The organism is Pseudomonas sp. P9_2, from assembly GCF_034008255.1.
Taxonomy (GTDB): Bacteria; Pseudomonadota; Gammaproteobacteria; order Pseudomonadales; family Pseudomonadaceae; genus Aquipseudomonas; species Aquipseudomonas synxantha_A.
Genome location: NZ_CP125376.1, coordinates 5,346,330 through 5,362,841 on the forward strand (window position 1 = coordinate 5,346,330; position 16,512 = coordinate 5,362,841).

Annotated in this window: 14 protein-coding genes; 1 reads left to right on the plus strand and 13 read right to left on the minus strand. The window is 62.2% G+C overall.

Features of this window, described 5'->3' with window-relative positions; all coding sequences use genetic code 11:
• The first annotated feature begins 10 nt into the window (after window positions 1-10).
• Entirely contained in the window at window positions 11-1,015 is a 1,005-nt protein-coding gene (locus QMK52_RS23550) for a LacI family DNA-binding transcriptional regulator (protein ID WP_320403504.1), read from the plus strand.
• Here the strand turns inward: QMK52_RS23550 and QMK52_RS23555 are convergent.
• The 13 genes from QMK52_RS23555 to QMK52_RS23615 all read right to left on the minus strand — a co-directional run bounded on the left by QMK52_RS23555 (window position 1,012) and on the right by QMK52_RS23615 (window position 16,491).
• Window positions 1,012-1,737, minus strand: a complete 726-nt coding sequence (locus QMK52_RS23555) for an SDR family oxidoreductase (RefSeq protein ID WP_194440504.1) — start codon at window positions 1,735-1,737, stop codon at window positions 1,012-1,014. The two genes, QMK52_RS23550 and QMK52_RS23555, sit on opposite strands and share 4 nt — an antisense overlap.
• A gap of 77 nt (window positions 1,738-1,814) precedes the next feature.
• Window positions 1,815-3,347: an FGGY-family carbohydrate kinase gene (locus tag QMK52_RS23560; RefSeq protein WP_194440503.1), complete on the minus strand. Its 1,533-nt coding sequence runs from the start codon at window positions 3,345-3,347 to the stop codon at window positions 1,815-1,817.
• 4 nt (window positions 3,348-3,351) lie between these two features.
• Entirely contained in the window at window positions 3,352-4,443 is a 1,092-nt protein-coding gene (locus QMK52_RS23565) for an alcohol dehydrogenase catalytic domain-containing protein (RefSeq protein WP_320403505.1), read from the minus strand.
• Between the two features lie 27 nt (window positions 4,444-4,470).
• Window positions 4,471-5,463, minus strand: coding sequence for an ABC transporter permease (locus QMK52_RS23570; RefSeq protein WP_078821149.1), 993 nt, complete (start codon window positions 5,461-5,463; stop codon window positions 4,471-4,473).
• A complete protein-coding gene (locus QMK52_RS23575; protein ID WP_320403506.1) occupies window positions 5,429-6,937 on the minus strand; it encodes a sugar ABC transporter ATP-binding protein in 1,509 nt (502 codons plus the stop codon). Before QMK52_RS23575 ends, QMK52_RS23570 begins: the two co-directional genes overlap by 35 nt.
• 63 nt (window positions 6,938-7,000) lie before the next feature.
• Window positions 7,001-7,921, minus strand: coding sequence for a substrate-binding domain-containing protein (locus QMK52_RS23580; protein ID WP_320403507.1), 921 nt, complete (start codon window positions 7,919-7,921; stop codon window positions 7,001-7,003).
• A gap of 266 nt (window positions 7,922-8,187) precedes the next feature.
• Window positions 8,188-9,156 (minus strand): L-arabinose ABC transporter permease AraH, encoded by a 969-nt coding sequence (gene araH, locus QMK52_RS23585; protein ID WP_005787495.1) that lies wholly within the window; start codon window positions 9,154-9,156, stop codon window positions 8,188-8,190.
• A gap of 9 nt (window positions 9,157-9,165) precedes the next feature.
• Window positions 9,166-10,668, minus strand: a complete 1,503-nt coding sequence (gene araG / locus QMK52_RS23590) for an L-arabinose ABC transporter ATP-binding protein AraG (protein WP_320403508.1) — start codon at window positions 10,666-10,668, stop codon at window positions 9,166-9,168.
• A complete protein-coding gene (locus tag QMK52_RS23595; RefSeq protein ID WP_320403509.1) occupies window positions 10,665-11,651 on the minus strand; it encodes a substrate-binding domain-containing protein in 987 nt (328 codons plus the stop codon). Before QMK52_RS23595 ends, araG begins: the two co-directional genes overlap by 4 nt.
• A 37-nt stretch (window positions 11,652-11,688) precedes the next feature.
• Window positions 11,689-12,552 carry an SMP-30/gluconolactonase/LRE family protein gene (locus QMK52_RS23600; protein ID WP_078821053.1) on the minus strand — a complete coding sequence of 288 codons (864 nt, stop codon included), beginning with the start codon at window positions 12,550-12,552 and terminating at the stop codon, window positions 11,689-11,691.
• Window positions 12,553-12,568: 16 nt separating this feature from the next.
• Window positions 12,569-14,149, minus strand: a complete 1,581-nt coding sequence (locus tag QMK52_RS23605) for an aldehyde dehydrogenase (NADP(+)) (protein ID WP_320403510.1) — start codon at window positions 14,147-14,149, stop codon at window positions 12,569-12,571.
• A 10-nt stretch (window positions 14,150-14,159) separates the two neighbouring features.
• Window positions 14,160-15,152: an AraD1 family protein gene (gene araD1, locus QMK52_RS23610; RefSeq protein ID WP_320403511.1), complete on the minus strand. Its 993-nt coding sequence runs from the start codon at window positions 15,150-15,152 to the stop codon at window positions 14,160-14,162.
• A gap of 16 nt (window positions 15,153-15,168) precedes the next feature.
• Window positions 15,169-16,491, minus strand: a complete 1,323-nt coding sequence (locus QMK52_RS23615; protein ID WP_194440496.1) for an MFS transporter — start codon at window positions 16,489-16,491, stop codon at window positions 15,169-15,171.
• Window positions 16,492-16,512 lie beyond the last annotated feature (21 nt).

The following is a 16,512-nucleotide window of genomic DNA, read 5'->3' on the forward strand; positions in this document are numbered from 1 at the left end:
AGCCTTACCGATGAACAAGAAAAAGTCCGTCACCATCAGCGACATTGCCAAACGGGTCGGCATGACCACCATCACCGTGTCCCGGGCGCTGAGCAAACCTGACCTGGTCAAACCCGCGACCCTGGCGCGCATCCTGGAGGTGGCACGCGAACTCGACTACGTGCCCAACGCCTTCGCGCGCGGGCTCAAGCGCAGTGAAAGCCTGATCATCGGCGTGATCACCGCGTCGGTCGACAACCCGTTCTACAGCGAGATGATCAAGGCGATTTCCCGCGAGGCGAAAAAGCACGGCTACACCATCATGCTGGTGGATACCGACGAACTGGAAGAACTGGAAAGCAAGGCGGTCGATACGCTGCTGGGTTACCGCGTGGCGGGGATCATCCTGTCGCCGGTCTCCGATGAGCCCAGCTACCAGCCCGACTACCTGGAACGCCTGGGTAACGGCAAGACCCCCGTGGTGCTGCTGGATCGTACGATCCACGATAGCCCGTTCAGCCGCGTGGTGCTCGACAACTACCACAGCGGCATCCAGGCCGCGCACTACTTGTTGCGCCAGACGCCGCACCTCAAGCGCCTGCTGGTGCTGACCGGCCCCGAGCACTCGCGCATCACCGTGGAGCGCCTCAAAGGCTTGCGCGAAGTGCTGGCCGAGCATCCCCAGGTGCACGTTGAAGTGCAGGCGGGCGACTACACGCTGATGCCATCCTACCTGCACACCCTGGACTACCTCGCCGAACATTCGGCGCCGGACGCGATCATGGGTTTTAACCAGTTGATCACCCTCGGCGCACTGCGCGCACTGCGCATGCACAACATCTCCCATGACAGCCTGACCATCTGCGGCATCGACCGCCTGCCCTTCGCCGATATCTTTGGCGTGCCGATCGCCTGCGTGGCCCACGACGCGTCACTGGCTGGCAGCAGCGCGGTACGTTTGCTGCTCGATCGCCTGGAAGATCCGTACAAGCCGCGGGACAAGGTGGTCATCGCCGGCCAGTTGGAAAACGGCTAGCGGCTGGTGTAACCGCCGTCGATGGGCAGGCTCACGCCGCTGATCATGCTGGCTGCGTCGCTCAGCAGGAACAGCACCGGCAACGCCACTTCCGCCGGTTGCGCAAAACGCCCCAAGGGGATCGCCGCCAGCGCCGGATCGCGCTTGGCCGGGTCGGACCAGGCCATGCTTGCCATCGGCGTCAAGGTCACCGTGGGGTTGACGCCATTGACGCGGATACCAAAACGGCCCCACTCAGCGCACTGCACACGGGTGATCGCATCCAGCGCAGCCTTGGAGGCGCAGTAACCAAGATGGTCATCCAGTGCCACCAACGACGCCTGACTTGAGACGTTGACGATACTGCCGGCGACGTTCGCCGCGATCATCTTTGCCGCGACACGACTGGCCACCTGGGCCGCGGCGCGAGCGTTAACGTTCATTACCTGGTCGAAAGCCTCGGCGCTGATGGCAGCGGCGGGTTCCAGGCGCGAGATGCCGGCGCAGTTGACCAGGCCGTGCATGAGGGGCAGGTCTTGCAGCGCTTTATCGAGGGCTGCGCTGTCGGCAATGTCCACACAGAGGGAGTGGCAGCCCAGTTCGGCCAACGCTTGGGCGTCGCGGCCAAGGGCGAAGACTTCGGCGCCGTTGTTGATCAGTTGGAGCGCGATTTCGCGACCGATGCCGCTGCTGGCGCCGGTGACGAGGATGCGCTGGTGGGTGAAGTTGAAGACTGCGTTCATAGATAGAAATCCCAAGAACAATGAAGATCCACTGTGGGAGGGAGCAAGCCCCCTCCCACATTTTTAACCGTGTTGGGTCAGGTAGCTTGCAGGTTGTGCATGATCGGTTTCAGGGCCGGATACAGCTTCAGGTACTCAGTAAACGCCCGGTCATAGGCCATGACATTCTCGCGCTTGGGCTGCGCCCGTTGCTCCAGTTGCACCCAGCCTGTGTCCATCGCCTCATCACTGACCAACCCCACCGTATGCGCCGCCAGCAACGCCGCGCCCAAAGCCGCTTCAACCTCCTGGACAATGGTGTACACCGGGTAGCGGGTGACATCGGCAATGATCTGCATCCACAAATCCGAATGGCTGGCCCCACCCACCACGATCAAACGCGGGTCAAGGGAATGCGCGCCCTGGGTGCCCGCTTCGATATTGTGGCGCAGGGCAAAACTCACGCCCTCCAGCACCGCGCGGTACAGGTGAATGCGGCTGTGATACAGGTTGAGCCCGACAAAACTGCCGCTGGCGCGGTCGTCCCATACCGGGCTGCGCTCGCCCATCAGGTACGGCAGGAACACCACGCCTTCACTGCCCGCCGGGATCTTCCTGGCACTCTGCTCCAGCAGCACCAGGCTGTCTTGCCCGGTTGCCTGGGCTTGCTGCTCTTCGGCCTGGCAGAACTGCTCGCGAAACCAGCTGACCGACGCTCCGGCGGTGATCGCACCGCCGAAGATGTACAGGTCGCGGTGGCCGTTATAGACATGCGGCATGCTCACCAGGCCGTGGTGCGCATCCACCTGCTGGTTGAGGTAGCCCCAGCACATGCTGGTGCCGATCATCGCCACATGATTACCCGGCTGGGTGACGCCTGCGGCCAGGGTGGCCATGGCCGCATCTACGCCGCCGGCGAGGATCGGCATGCCCGCCTGCAAACCCAGGCGTGCCGCCCAGTCCGGCAACAGCTCACCCACCACCTCACCGGAATACACCAACCGCTCGGGCATCATCGACCGCGCAATACCCAGCGCATCCAGCATCTCGCCTGACCAGTTGCGCGCCGCCACGTCGTAGACACCGCCGATATTGCCGGCGCTGCTGTGGTCCACCGCCAACTCGCCGGTCAGGCACCAGTTGATGTAGCTGTTGGGCGGCAGCAGGTAGCGAGTGTTCGCCCACACCTGCGGTTGATGCTGCTTGAGCCAGAGCATCTTGGTGAAACCGTAGTAGCTGTCCACCGAGTTGCCGGTGACCGCGAACAGCCGCTCCAGATCCACATGCTCACGCACCCACTCGACCTGCTCGCCAGCGCGGCGGTCCATCCAGATCAGGCACGGGTGCAACGGTGTCATCTGCGCATCCACGGCAATCCCCGAGCCGCCGTACAGGCTGCTGATGCACAGCGCCTTGACTTGCCCCGCCGGCACGCCAGCCTTGGCCATGCACTGGGCAACGCAGGCCTGCACGGCGTCCAGCCACACCTGCGGCCATTGCTCGGCCCAGCGCACTTTGGGGGTATCCACGCGATAGCCCTGGCTGTGCTGGGCAATGATCGTGCCTTGGGCATCCACCAGCAGCGCCTTGGTGCTCTGGGTGCCGATGTCGACACCCATGACGTAGTTCATGTTGTTACTCATGGGCGGGCAGCACCGGTTTCAACAGCACCTTGATCGACTTGGTCGAGTTCGCCAGTTCGAACGCTTCGGCCCAGTCGTCCAGCGGGAAATCGTGGGTGACGATGCCTTTGGACGTGACCAGGCCACGCTCGAACAGGTCGATGGCAATCGGGTAGCAATACGGCCCCAGGTGCGCGCCGCGTACATCGAGTTCCTTGCGGTCGCCGATGATCGACCAGTCCACGCTGGTCTCGGCGCCAAACACGCTGAACTCCACAAACCGCCCAAGCTTGCGGATCAGGTCCAGGCCCTGGGTGACGCCGGCCGGTACCCCCGTGGTCTCGATGTAGACATCGCAACCATAGTTGTCGGTGAGGCCATTGATGATCTCGCGGGCGTTGTCACGGGCGGGATTGATCACCACATCGGCACCGAATTTTTTCGCCAGTTCCAGGCGCGCGTCGACCATGTCGATCACCACCAGCTTTTTCGGGGTTTTCAACGCGGCAACCTGGACCATGCACAGGCCAAGGGTGCCCGCACCGGCAATCACCACCACGTCATCGAGCTGGATATCGCCGCGGTTAACGGTGTGGATCGAGCAGGCCATGGGCTCCACCAGCGCCGAATCCTCCAGGGACACCGCCTCAGGGATCTTGTGCACGATGGCAGTCTTGGGAATACGCATGTACTGGGCCATGCCGCCTTCGGCCACTTCACGCTGGAAGCCGAAAATGTTGTGCACTTCGCACATCCAGTATTTGCCCGACTTGCAGAAACGGCACTTGCCGCACGGCACGATCTGTTCGGCGATGACCTTGTCGCCGACCTTGACCTCGAAGTGTTCCTCGGCGCCCTCGCCCGCCTCCACTACGTAGCCAAAAAATTCATGTCCCGGCACCACCGGCGCCTTGACCCAGGGGTTGTCACCGCCCCAGAACATCGCCGCGCCGGAGTGGCACTTGCAGTCACTGGCGCAGATACCGCAGGCAGCGATGCGGATCACCAGCTCATTGGCGCGGGCCTGGGGTTTGCCGATGCGTTCCAGGCGGTAGTCTTTCGGGCCGTGGCAGACGACGGCTTGCATGTGGGTGTGCTTGTCCATGGTGTTCGATCCTGTGTAGTGAGGTATTTATCGATGGCGCTGACGGCTGATAAAGATCGCCAGCAAAATGATCCCGCCCTTGATCACGCTCTGCACGTAAGGCGATACGCCAAGCATGTTCAAGCCGTTGTTCAACACGCCCAGCAGCATGGCGCCGAGCAAGGTGCCGACGATCACCCCGCGCCCGCCGGCGATCGATGCACCGCCGAGTACCACGGCGGCAATCGCATCGAGCTCGAACGACACACCAGCATTGGGCTGGCCGCTCATTAGCCGCGAGGTGAGCACCAGCCCGGCTATCGCCGCCGTCAGGCCACTGATGCCGTACACCAGCAGCTTGAAGCGCGCCGCACGCACCCCGGACAAACGCACCGCTTCTTCATTGCCGCCGATGGCGTAGATGTAGCGGCCTATACGCGTGTGTTGCAGCAGCACATAGGCGGCCAGGTAAGTGAGCAACATGATCAGGATCGGCACCTGCATACCGAACACGCTGCCGCGCCCGAAAAAGGCGAACCACTCCGGCAGCCCGGAAATCGGGTAGCCGTCGGTGTACATCAGCCCGAACCCACGGGCGATGCCCATGGTCGCCAGCGTGACGATGATCGGTGGCATGTGCAGGTAAGCCACGAACAGCCCGTTGCCTATGCCGAACGCCACGCCTACCAGCAACCCGGCGCCAATCGCCAGGCCGGGCGGCACACCGGCCACCATCAAACCGGCCGTGAGCGTGCCGGATAACGCCATCACCGGCCCCACCGACAAATCGATGCCACCGGTAAGAATCACGCAGGTCATGCCCACCGCGATGATCGCGTTGATCGATACCTGGCGAGCGATATTGGACAGGTTGCTGGCGGTGAGGAAGGTGTCGCTGGCAAGGATCATCACCAGGGTCACCACCACCAGCCCGACGAAGGGATAGAACGCCGGCGAGCGCAGCAGCCGTGCCACATTCAGGCGCAAGCGGCCGGTGTTTGCGGTGTTAATGGACGTATTCACTTGAGCCCCCTGTTGCATGGCGCATGACCTCTTGAGGATTGACGGCGGACGCTTCCAGGACCTTGACGATCGCGCCCTTGTGGAACACGGCGACGCGGTCGCACATGCCGATGACTTCGGGCAATTCGGAGGAAATCATGATGATTGCGTAGCCTTGTTCGGTGAGGCTGCGCATCAGCGCGTAGATCTGCGCCTTGGCGCCGACATCGATGCCGCGGGTGGGCTCGTCGAATACCAGCACCTCGCAGTGGTGGTTGATCCAGCGCGCGATTACGACTTTTTGCTGATTGCCGCCGCTGAGGTTAAGCACGCGACTTTCACCGCTGGGCGCCTTGATCGACAGCTGGCGCATCAGCGCTTCGACGCTGGCGCACTCCTTGGCCTTGTCGATCAAACCCGAGGCGTTCTGATATTTGGGCAGGTTGTTCAGGGAGATGTTTTCGCGAATGCTGAAATCGGTGATCAGCCCCTCGCTCTTGCGACTTTCCGGCAGCAGGCCGATGCCGTGCGCCAAGGCTTGGGCCGGGTCATCGAGGCTGATTTTTTCGCCGCGCAACCACACCTCTTTGCTCACCGACGGCAACGCGCCCATCATGCCCAGGGCCAGTTCGGTACGGCCCGAGCCCACCAGCCCGGCAAAGCCCAGGATTTCGCCCTTGTGCAGTTGGAAGCTGTTGTGTGGGCCATTGCGCACCAGCTGGATGTCTTTGACCTCCAGCAACAGCGGGCCGCGCTCGGCACTGGGCTTGGGCGGGAAACTGCACTCCAGGCGGCGCCCCACCATCATCTCCACCAGGCGGTCGATATCGCTGTCGGCCACGTCGGTGACGCCCACATTGCCGCCGTCGCGCAGCACGCTGATGCGGTCACAGACCTGGAAGATCTCTTCCAGGTGATGCGAGATAAAAATCACCGCCACGCCCTGGCGCTTGAGTTCTCGCATGATCTCGAACAGCAGCTCGGCTTCGCTGGGCGTCAGCGTCGCGGTGGGTTCATCGAGTACCAGCAGGCGTGCGTCCAGGGCCAGGGCCTTGGCGATCTCGACGAACTGCTGCTCGGCCACGCTCAGGTGCTTGACCGCGCAATGCAGGTCGATACTCACCCCCAAACGCTGAAACAACGCCTGCGCCGCCTCGGTCATTTCACGTTTGCGCAACAGGCCGAAGCGGTTGCTCAACTCATGGCCGAGGAAGATGTTTTCCACCGCCGTGAGGTAGGGAATCAGGCTGAACTCCTGGAACACGATGCCGATACCGGCGGCGATGGCATCACGGTAAGTCGCGAACTGCTGCGCCTGGCCGTCGATGAGGATCTGCCCTTCGTCCTGATGCTCGACGCCGCCGAGGATCTTCATCAGGGTGGATTTGCCCGCGCCATTTTCCCCCAGCAAGGCATGGATTTCGCCACGCTCCACTTGCAGGTTGATGGACTTGAGGGCCTGTACCCCCGGGTAACGCTTACAGATGTTTTCCAGCTTCAGAAGACTGCTCATACCGCCGACCTCGTATTCAGAAGGAAGACCTGAGCCCCACGGACCGCGTGGGGCCTGGGGGGTTTACCAACTGAAATCCCTGGCCTTGGCCTGGTCGATCAAGGTGATGTCCACCGGCACGCTGGCCGGGACTTGAGAGCCCCACTTTTTGGCCAGGGCAATGCCCAGGGCGAGGCGGATCTGGTCGCGGGGGTATTGGGCCGAGGTGGCGATGAAATGGCTGCCGGGTTTCTGGATCGCCTTGATCGCTTCCGGCGCGCCGTCGACGCTCACCAGTTTCACGTCCATGCCGCTGGCTTCGATGGCCGAGAGCGCACCGAGGGAGCCGTTGTCATTCACGCTGAAAATACCCTTGAGGGTCGGCTGGGCCTGCAGCATGTTTTCGGTCACGGTCAGCGCCTGGTCACGCTCCTGCTTGCCGTTCTGGATGCTGACGATCTTGATGTCCGGGTGCTTGGCCACCGCCTCTTTGCAACCGCGCACACGTTCGAGAATCGGCACCACGGCGATGCCGTCGAGGATGGCGATATTGCCTTTGCCACCGATGGTCTTCGCCAGGTATTCACACGCCTGGAAGCCCGCGTCGAAGTTCTTCGAGCCCACGAACGAATCCAGCGGGCCGTCCGCCTGGGCATCCACTGCTACCACCACGACACCTGCGGCGTGGGCCGACTTGACGGCGGACTGCACGCCGACCGAATCGGTAGGGTTGATCAGCAGGATATCGATGCCTTTTTGCAGCATGTCTTCAACATCACTGACCTGCTTGGACACGTCGTGGCGGGCGTCGGTGATGATCAGCTTGGCACCGATGGTCGCGCCGGCTTCTTCCAGAGCGTTTTTCATGGTGACGAAATAGGGGTTGTTGATTTCCTGGAAGGAGGCGCCGATACGAATGGGCGCGGGCGGCGTGGCGGCAAAGGCTTGAGCACCGAAATTGATGCCGAAAGCCAGTAAACACAGGGTTTTTGGGAGCATTTTCATGGCGTGAGTCTCTGTTTTGTTTTTATTGTTAGAGCAAATGTTATCGTTAACATTTTGCCAGAAGCTAACAATTAAACAGAGGTGACGCAAGCCCCCGTTGGTCGCTTGAAGCGTTGCAATGGATTTGTTCAGGCAGGGGCAAGCTTGATTTTTGTAACGGCCTTGGCACCCACCCGTCTGGATGGGTCGTGCTCGGTGAACATGTGGGAGGGGCAAGTCGAATCGTTGCACCGCCCCTTCCATATTTGATCTCCCGAAGGCTTGAATCAACGTTGTTTCATACGGTCAATAACAACGGCCAAAAGCAGGATCGAACCGCGAATCACGTACTGGTAAAACGTGTCGATGTTCTTCAGGTTCATCGCATTCTCAATGATCGCCAGGATCAGCACCCCGGCAATTACATGGCGGATCATGCCGATGCCGCCGCTCAGCGATACCCCGCCCAGCACGCAGGCCGAAATCACTGTGAGCTCGAAGCCCTGGCCGATCATCGGCTGGCCCGAGGTCATGCGTGACGCCAGGATCACCCCGGCCAGGGCGCCGATCAGGCCGTGCACGGCGAAGATCAATATCTTGGTGCGATCAACGTTCACCCCCGCCAACAACGCCGCTTCCGGGTTGCCGCCGATGGCCATGGTGTTGCGCCCGTAAGTGGTGTAGTTGAGCAGCCAACCAAAGAACAGAAAGCACACGATGGTGATCAGGATCGGCACCGGCACACCGAACAACTGGCCGTTGCCGAACACAAAGAACTGTTCCTGCGACACACCCACCGCTTTGCCGTCGGCGAAGATGTACGCCAGGCCGCGCACGATCTGCATGGTCGCCAGGGTGGTGATCAAGGCATTGACGCGCAGCTTGGCGATCACGATGCCGTTGATCAGCCCCACCATCAGGCCCATCAACAATGCAGCGCCGATGCCCAGCATCACGCTGTCGGTATCGCGCATCACAATCGCCGCCACCACACCGGCACAGGCGATCACCGACCCCACTGACAAGTCGAAATGCCCCGACGCCAGGCAGAACAGCATGGTGCACGCTGCAATGCCCACAGTGGATATCGCCAGGCCCAGCCCGCGCATATTCAGCGGCGAGAGGAAGTTATCGATCAGCAGCGCGCACAGCACGAAGATGCCCACCGCCGCCAACAGCATCGCCCAGTTGTCGAGCAATGCGCGCATATCGAGGGGTTTGCGTGCCGAGGGCAGCGCGTTGTTTTGAATGGTCATGGTCTTCTCTCAGTTCGCCAGGCCGCGCGGCAAGGCCAGCTGCAGCAGGTTGGATTCAGTCGCGTGCTCGCGCAGTTGTTCGCCGCGCATGGCGCCTTCGCACAGCACCAGGATGCGGTCGGAAATGCCCATCACCTCCATCAGGTCGCTGGACACCACGATTACCGCAATGCCGCTGGCCGCCAGGTTATGGATGATCTGGTAAATCTCCGACTTGGCGCCGATGTCGATACCGCGGGTAGGCTCGTCCAGCAGCAGGACCTTCATCGGCATCGACAGCCAGCGACCGAGAATGGCTTTCTGCTGATTGCCGCCGGAGAGGTACAGGATCTTCTGCGCCGCGTTCGGGGTTTTGACCCGCATCGCCTGGATCTGCCGGTCGGCGTTAGCTTTCTCCCAGCCTTCGCGCAACAGCCAGCCAAAGGTGGAATGCGCATCCCGGGCACTGATGTTGATGTTTTCGGCGACGCTGCCCAGCGGGATGATGCCTTCCTTTTTGCGATCCTCCGGGCACAGCAAGATACCGGCGGCGATGGCGTCGCGGGGTGAGCGCAATTGCAGGGTTTGCCCGCACAGCTGCAGGCTGCCGGCGCTGGTGCGCTCCAGCCCACTGAGCAGGCGAAACAGCTCGGTGCGCCCTGCCCCCACCAGCCCGAACAGCCCAAGGACCTCGCCCTTGCGCACCGCAAAGCTGATCGGCTCGCGCAGGCCCGGGCCGAGCAGGCCGTCTACCTTGAGCGCCACTTCGCCGTGCTCGCGTGGGCGGTAGTCGTAGATGTCCTGGATATCGCGACCGACCATGCAGGTCACCAACTGGTCGTGGGTCAGCGTGCTCATGTCTTCGAACGTGCGCACGTAGCGACCGTCCTTGAACACCGTCACCGCATCGCAGATACGGAACACTTCTTCCATGCGGTGCGACACGTAGAGCACCACTTTGCCCTCGTCGCGCAGGCGCGCAATGATTGCCATCAGCCGGTCGATTTCCCGCGCCGACAAACTGCTGGTCGGCTCATCGAAGGCGATCACGTTGGCACCGCGGGACAACGCCTTGGCGATTTCCACCAGTTGGCGCTGGCCCAGGGACAGGCGCCCGAGCTTCTCGTCGGGGTCGATCTCATCGGCCAGGCCCTTGAGACATGCCAGCGCCTGCTGGCGCAGCAAACCGCGATTGACCACACCGAAACGCGTCGGCAAGTGCCCGAGGAACAGGTTCTCGGCCACACTCATTTCCGGCACCAGATGCAGTTCCTGGTGGATCACCGCGACACCGTTGGCGATGCTGTCGGCAGCGTTCTTGAACGCCATGACCTGCGCGCCGATCTGCACGCTGCCGCTGCTGGGAATGTAGGCGCCGCCGAGGATTTTCAGCAGGGTCGACTTGCCCGCACCGTTCTCGCCCATCAGGGCATGCACCTGCCCGGGGTGGGCGGTGAAGCTGATGCCGTCCAGCGCCTTGACCCCAGGAAAGGTTTTGCCGATCGCGTCAAAACGCAGGGCCGCAGCGGTCATTTCCACAACCCGATTTTGGTCAACTCTTCCTGGAAGTTCTCGCGGGTGATCAGGGTAACTTCATCCATGGCGGTGTACTTCGCAGGTTCCTTGCCGGTGGTGACCCATTCGTACATCGCCAGCGCGGTGTTATAGCCTTCGATATGCGGGCTCGGCAGCATGGAACCGAAGAAGCCGCTGTCGGCTTTCTTCAATTCGCCAATGGCGTCGGTGCCATTGATGCCGATGCCGATCACGTTGGCCGCCTTGAAGCCGGCACTTTCGGTGGCGCGCACGCCGCCCAGTACCGTGTTGTCGTTCATGCCGCCGATGATCAGGTTCTTCGCGCCGCTCGGCAGCTTGACCAAGGCCGAGTTGGTGGCGTCCATGCTGCCGGGTACGTCGAGGGTTTTAAGCGCGGCGGTGAGGATGTGATCCTTGGGAATACCGGCTTCTTCCAGGGATTTGATCGAGCCGTCGGTGCGCTTCTTGCCGGTGTCGAGTTCGTTGAAGGTGTTGATCACCGCATAGGTGTCCTTCCAGTCCCAGCCGCGTTTTTTCGCTTCGGCGGCCATGGCGGCCCCTTGTTTCTGGCCCACTTCAAACGCGGCCATGCCCAGGTACGGTACGTCTTCCATGAAGTTGCCCTTGGCATCGACAAAGCGGTCATCCACGGCCATGACTTTCAGGCCATTGACCTTGGCCTTGGCGACAATGGCCGGGCCCAGGGACACGTCCGGTGGGCAGATCACAAAGCCCTTGGCGCCGTTGGCGGCGAGGCTGTCGATGGCCGAGAGGGTTTTCTCGCCATCGGGCACGGCGATCTTGATCACGGTGAAGCCATGCTCCTTGCCGGCTTTTTCGGCGAAGGCCCATTCAGTCTGGAACCACGGCTCTTCGGCCTGCTTGACCAGGAAGCCGATCTTCACTTCTTCGGCGGATACGATGCTGCTGAGGCTGCTTAACGCAACAGCGGCAGCCAGAACGCGTAGAACCTTTTTCATGAACGACACCTCTTGTTGTTGTTTTTGAGTCTTGGGTTTAACCGGCGAAACGATGGCAAGGCTTGCCAGGGACATCGACTTCAATGGCCAACAGCGCACCGTCCAAAGGGTGATCCAAGGGACTCGCGGCACTGGTGATATACAAGGTGGTGAGGTCGGGCCCACCGAACACGCAACTTGTGGGACGGCTGACCGGCAGCTCGATGATGCGATCGACCTCACCTGCGGGCGTCAGGCGCAGCAGGCAACTGCCGTCCCAACGGGCGTTCCAGATGTAGCCCTCGCTGTCCATGGCCGAGCCGTCCGGCCCACCGCGCTCATGGGGTGCAAACCACACCTGGGCGGGTTCGAGCTGGCCGTCGGACTGGATTGAATGCTGATACAGCGTGCCGTCCATGCTGTCGCCGAAATGCACCTGGCTACCCTCCTCGTTCCAAAGCAACGTGTTGGGAATGCCCAGCCCGGTGAGCAACGGCGTGACACGCGCATCGGCATCGACACGGAACAGGCCACCGGAGCGCCGGGTGATGGGCAGGTCTTCGCCCTGCTCACCGATATTGTTCTGCATGGTACCCAGCCACAGCCGGCCCTGGGCATCGCAGCGCGCTTCGTTGCCACGGTTGCCCGGCTGCGGGTCGGCCACGCACAGCAGGGTCAGCGCCTGGGTAGCCAGGTCGAGGCGATACACACCGCTGCTCAAGGTCACCAGCGCATCGCCGCTTTCACACGGAATAAACGCCGAGACATGCTCGGGCAACTGCCAAACCTGCAACTGCCCGTCCATCCAGCGCAGTGCCTGTTTGGCGGCGATATCCACCCAGTAAAGCGCCTGGGATCGAACATCCCAGAACGGCCCTTCGCCCAACCGGGCACGGTGTGGGGTGACTGCGCTCAACGACATGAAGCCTCCTGATGACTTACAGCGATTCTCGAGACGGCGCGCCATCCACCAAGCGCTGGATACGCAACGGGTTGGCGTTTTTCAACGCGTCGGGCAGCAGGCTATCAGGGTAATTCTGGAAGCACACGGGCCGCAGGAAACGGTCGATGGCCAGGGTGCCGACCGAGGTGCCGCGGGCGTCCGAGGTCGCCGGGTACGGCCCGCCGTGCACCATCGAATCGCAGACTTCCACCCCCGTGGGGTAACCGTTGAGCAGGATGCGCCCGACCTTCTGCTCCAGCAGCGGCGTCAACTCGGCGAACTGTTGCAGGTCAGCCGGTTCGCCGATGATCGTGGCGGTCAACTGGCCGTGCAGCCCATGCAGGGCGGCGCTGAGTTGAGCCTGGTCGACGACCTCGACGAACACCGTGGTGGGACCGAACACTTCTTCCTGCAGCACTTCGTCGCCGTCGATCAGCAAGCGTACATCCGCCTTGAACAGTTGCGGTTGGGCCTGGTTGCCCACTTGCGTGCTGCCTGCCAGATGCTGGATCCCCGAGTGAGACAGGAGTTTTTCCAGGCCCTTGCCGTAGCTGCCCAGGGTGCCGGTGTTGAGCATGGTTTGCGCCGGTTGCTCACCGATCAATTGCGCGACCTGTTGCGTGAACGCGGTGAACGCAGGCGAAGCGATGCCAATCACCAGTCCGGGGTTGGTGCAGAACTGACCGCAGCCTTGTACCACCGAGGCAGTCAGGTCGCGGGCGACACTCTCGGCGCGCGTTTGCAGGGCCTGGGGCAGCACGATGACCGGGTTGATGCTCGACATTTCGGCAAATACCGGGATCGGTTGCGGGCGTGCGGCCGCCATATCGCACAGGGCACGACCCCCCTTGAGCGAACCGGTGAAGCCCACCGCCTGGATTGCCGGGTGCTTGACCAGCGCTTCACCGACACCGCCGCCGAAGATCATGTTGAACACGCCTGCGGGCATCTCGGTGGCCTCGGCGGCGCGGATGATCGCATCGGCCACGCGCTCGGCGGTCGCCATGTGCCCGCTGTGCGCCTTGAACACCACCGGGCAACCGGCGGCCAGCGCAGCGGCGGTGTCGCCACCGGCGGTAGAAAACGCCAGGGGGAAATTACTCGCGCCAAACACGGCGACCGGGCCCAGGCCGATACGGTATTGGCGCAGGTCCGGGCGTGGCAGCGGCTGGCGATCAGGCAAGGCTTTATCGATACGCGCCCCGTAGAAATCACCACGGCGCAGCACGGTGGCGAACAAGCGCATCTGGCCACTGGTACGCCCGCGTTCGCCTTTGATACGGGCAGCAGGCAACGCAGTTTCGCGGCAGACCAACTCGACGAAATCATCGCCCAGCGCGTCCAGCTCATCGGCCACCGCGTCCAGAAACCGCGCACGCCGTGCGGCGCTCAAGGCGCGGTAGGCCGGGTAAGCGGCCGCTGCGGCTTTGGCGGCGGCATCCACCTCTTGCGGGGTGGCCTGGTAGAAATCCTGGGGCAAGGCTTCGCCGGTGGTGGCATCGATACTCTGCAGCTTGACGCTGCCGTTGGCGCTGCGCTGGCCGCCGATGTAGTTGTGGCCGAGGAACTGGGTCATGTAGGTCTCCTTAAAGGGTGATGACGTGGCCGGGTTCGAATACCGCGTCGACCGCGCCGATGCCGTTGATCAATGGCGCGCCGAACTCAGCCTGGCTGATCTGGAACACATCGCCCGGTTGAGTACGTATACCGTCGGCGAATGACAGGGTGGCGGTGCCGAAGAAGTGAATGTGCACATCGCCCGGTTTGAGAAACTGACTGTATTTGAAGTGGTGGTATTCAAGATTTTCCAGGCTGTGGCACATGTTGGCTTCGCCACTGAGGAATTCGTTCTGCCAGATCACCTCGCCGTTACGCAGGATGCGGCTGGTACCGGCCAGATGCGCGGGCAACTCGCCCACGCGCAACTCCGGGCCATAGCTGCAACTGCGCAGTTTGGAATGGGCCAGGTACAGGTAGTTCTTGCGCTCCATCACATGGTCGGAGAACTCGTTGCCCACCGCGAAGCCCAGGCGATAAGGCTTGCGGTCATGACCGATCACATACAGGCCGCCGATTTCCGGCTCTTCGCCGGCGTCTTCGGCAAACGGCGGCACCGGGAAGGCAGCGCCTGGACGCACGACAATGCTGCCGTCGCCCTTGTAGAACCACTCCGGCTGCACACCGGCCTGGCCGGCGGCGGGTTTGCCGCCCTCCACGCCCCATTTGAAGATGCGCATGGTGTCGGTCATCGCGCTGTCATCACCAGCCTGCTGGTGCATCTTGTCGCGGGCCGAGGCGCTGCCCAGGTGGGTCAGGCCGGTGCCGCTGATCAGCATATGGGCCGGGTCCGGGTGGTCCAGCGGTGGCAGGATTTTAAGTTCGGCCAGCAGCGCCGTGTAGTCATGACTGGCGCCCAGGCCCAGGCTCTGTACCTGTTGCTGCAATTTGACCCCGGCTTCGATGGCGGCCAGGGCCAATTCGCGCACGCTGTGTGCGCCCTGCACTTCCCGCAGGGTGTTGCCTTCCACCACGCCGACGCGGCGCTCACCGTTGCTCAACTCGAACTGAACTAAACGCATGCAGGTTCTCCTGGATTTAAGTACGTGTGGCGCCACGGGCGCTGGCAGCAAATTGATCGACCGGCAGTACATGCTTGCGCTCCAGCAAGCGGTAGACCACGAGGGTCAGCAGCAACCCGAACAGCATCACGCCAGATAGGAAATACAGGCCCGAGGCGAGGTTGCCGGTGTACTCCTTGAGCGCCCCGATCACGAACGGGCCGATATAGCCGCCAAGGTTGCCCACCGAGTTGATCAAGGCGATGCCGGCCGCCGCGCTGGCACCGGCAAAAAACCGTCCCGGCAAGGTCCAGAACACCGCCGTGCAGGAAAACATCGCGAAGGCCGCCAGGCACAGCGCGGCCATCTGCAGCACCGGCACACTCAGCCAGGCACTGCAGAACAGGCCAATGGCGCCGAGCACATAGAGCACGGCGAGATGGCCATAGCGGTCGTTCAATCGATCGGAACTGCGCGGGATGATCAGCAGGCCGATGATGCCGAAGATATAGGGCACGGCCGAGATGAAGCCGGTGGTGAGGTCACTGCCACCGAACTGCTTGATCAGGGTCGGCAACCACAGGCCCAGGCCGTAGATGCTCAGGGTCACCGGCAGGTAGAACAGCGCCAGCAACAGCACGCGTTTGTCTTTGAGCGCGTGCAGCGGGTTGCCGTGACGGGTCTGGCCGTAGGCTTGCAGGTCTTTTTCCAGCTCGCCGGTAAGCCAGGTTTTCTCTTGCTCGCTCATCCAGTTGACCTGCCTGGGACCGTCCGGCAGGTAGCGCAGCACCGGCCAGGTCAGCAGGATCGCCGGGGTGCCGATCACGATAAACAGCCACTGCCAACCGTGCAGGCCAAGAATGCCGTCCATGCCGAGCAAACCACCGGACACGGGGCCGGTGATCATCATTGCAATGGGTTGGGAGAGAATGAACAGCCCAAGGATCTTGCCGCGATGGCGCACCGGGAACCACTGGGTGATGTAGTACAGCACCCCGGGGAAGAACCCGGCTTCCGCCGCGCCCAGCAGAAAGCGCATCACGTAGAAACTGTGCGGCCCCTGCACAAAGGCCATGCCGATGGTGATGGCGCCCCAGGTAATCATGATGCGCGCAAACCAGCGCCGCGCGCCGAAGCGGTCGAGCATCAGGTTGCTGGGGATCTCGAACAGAAAGTAGCCGATGAAGAACAACCCTGCGCCCAAACCATAGGCAGCATCACCGATACCAACGTCGGCGCCCATGTGCAGCTTGGCGAACCCTACGGCGGAACGGTCTACGTAAGCGATCAGGTACAGCAGGATCAGGAAGGGAATCAGTTTCAGCGTGATGCGCCGAATAAGCCGCAATTCCTGGCTCATGGGGTCGATCTCCGATTGTTG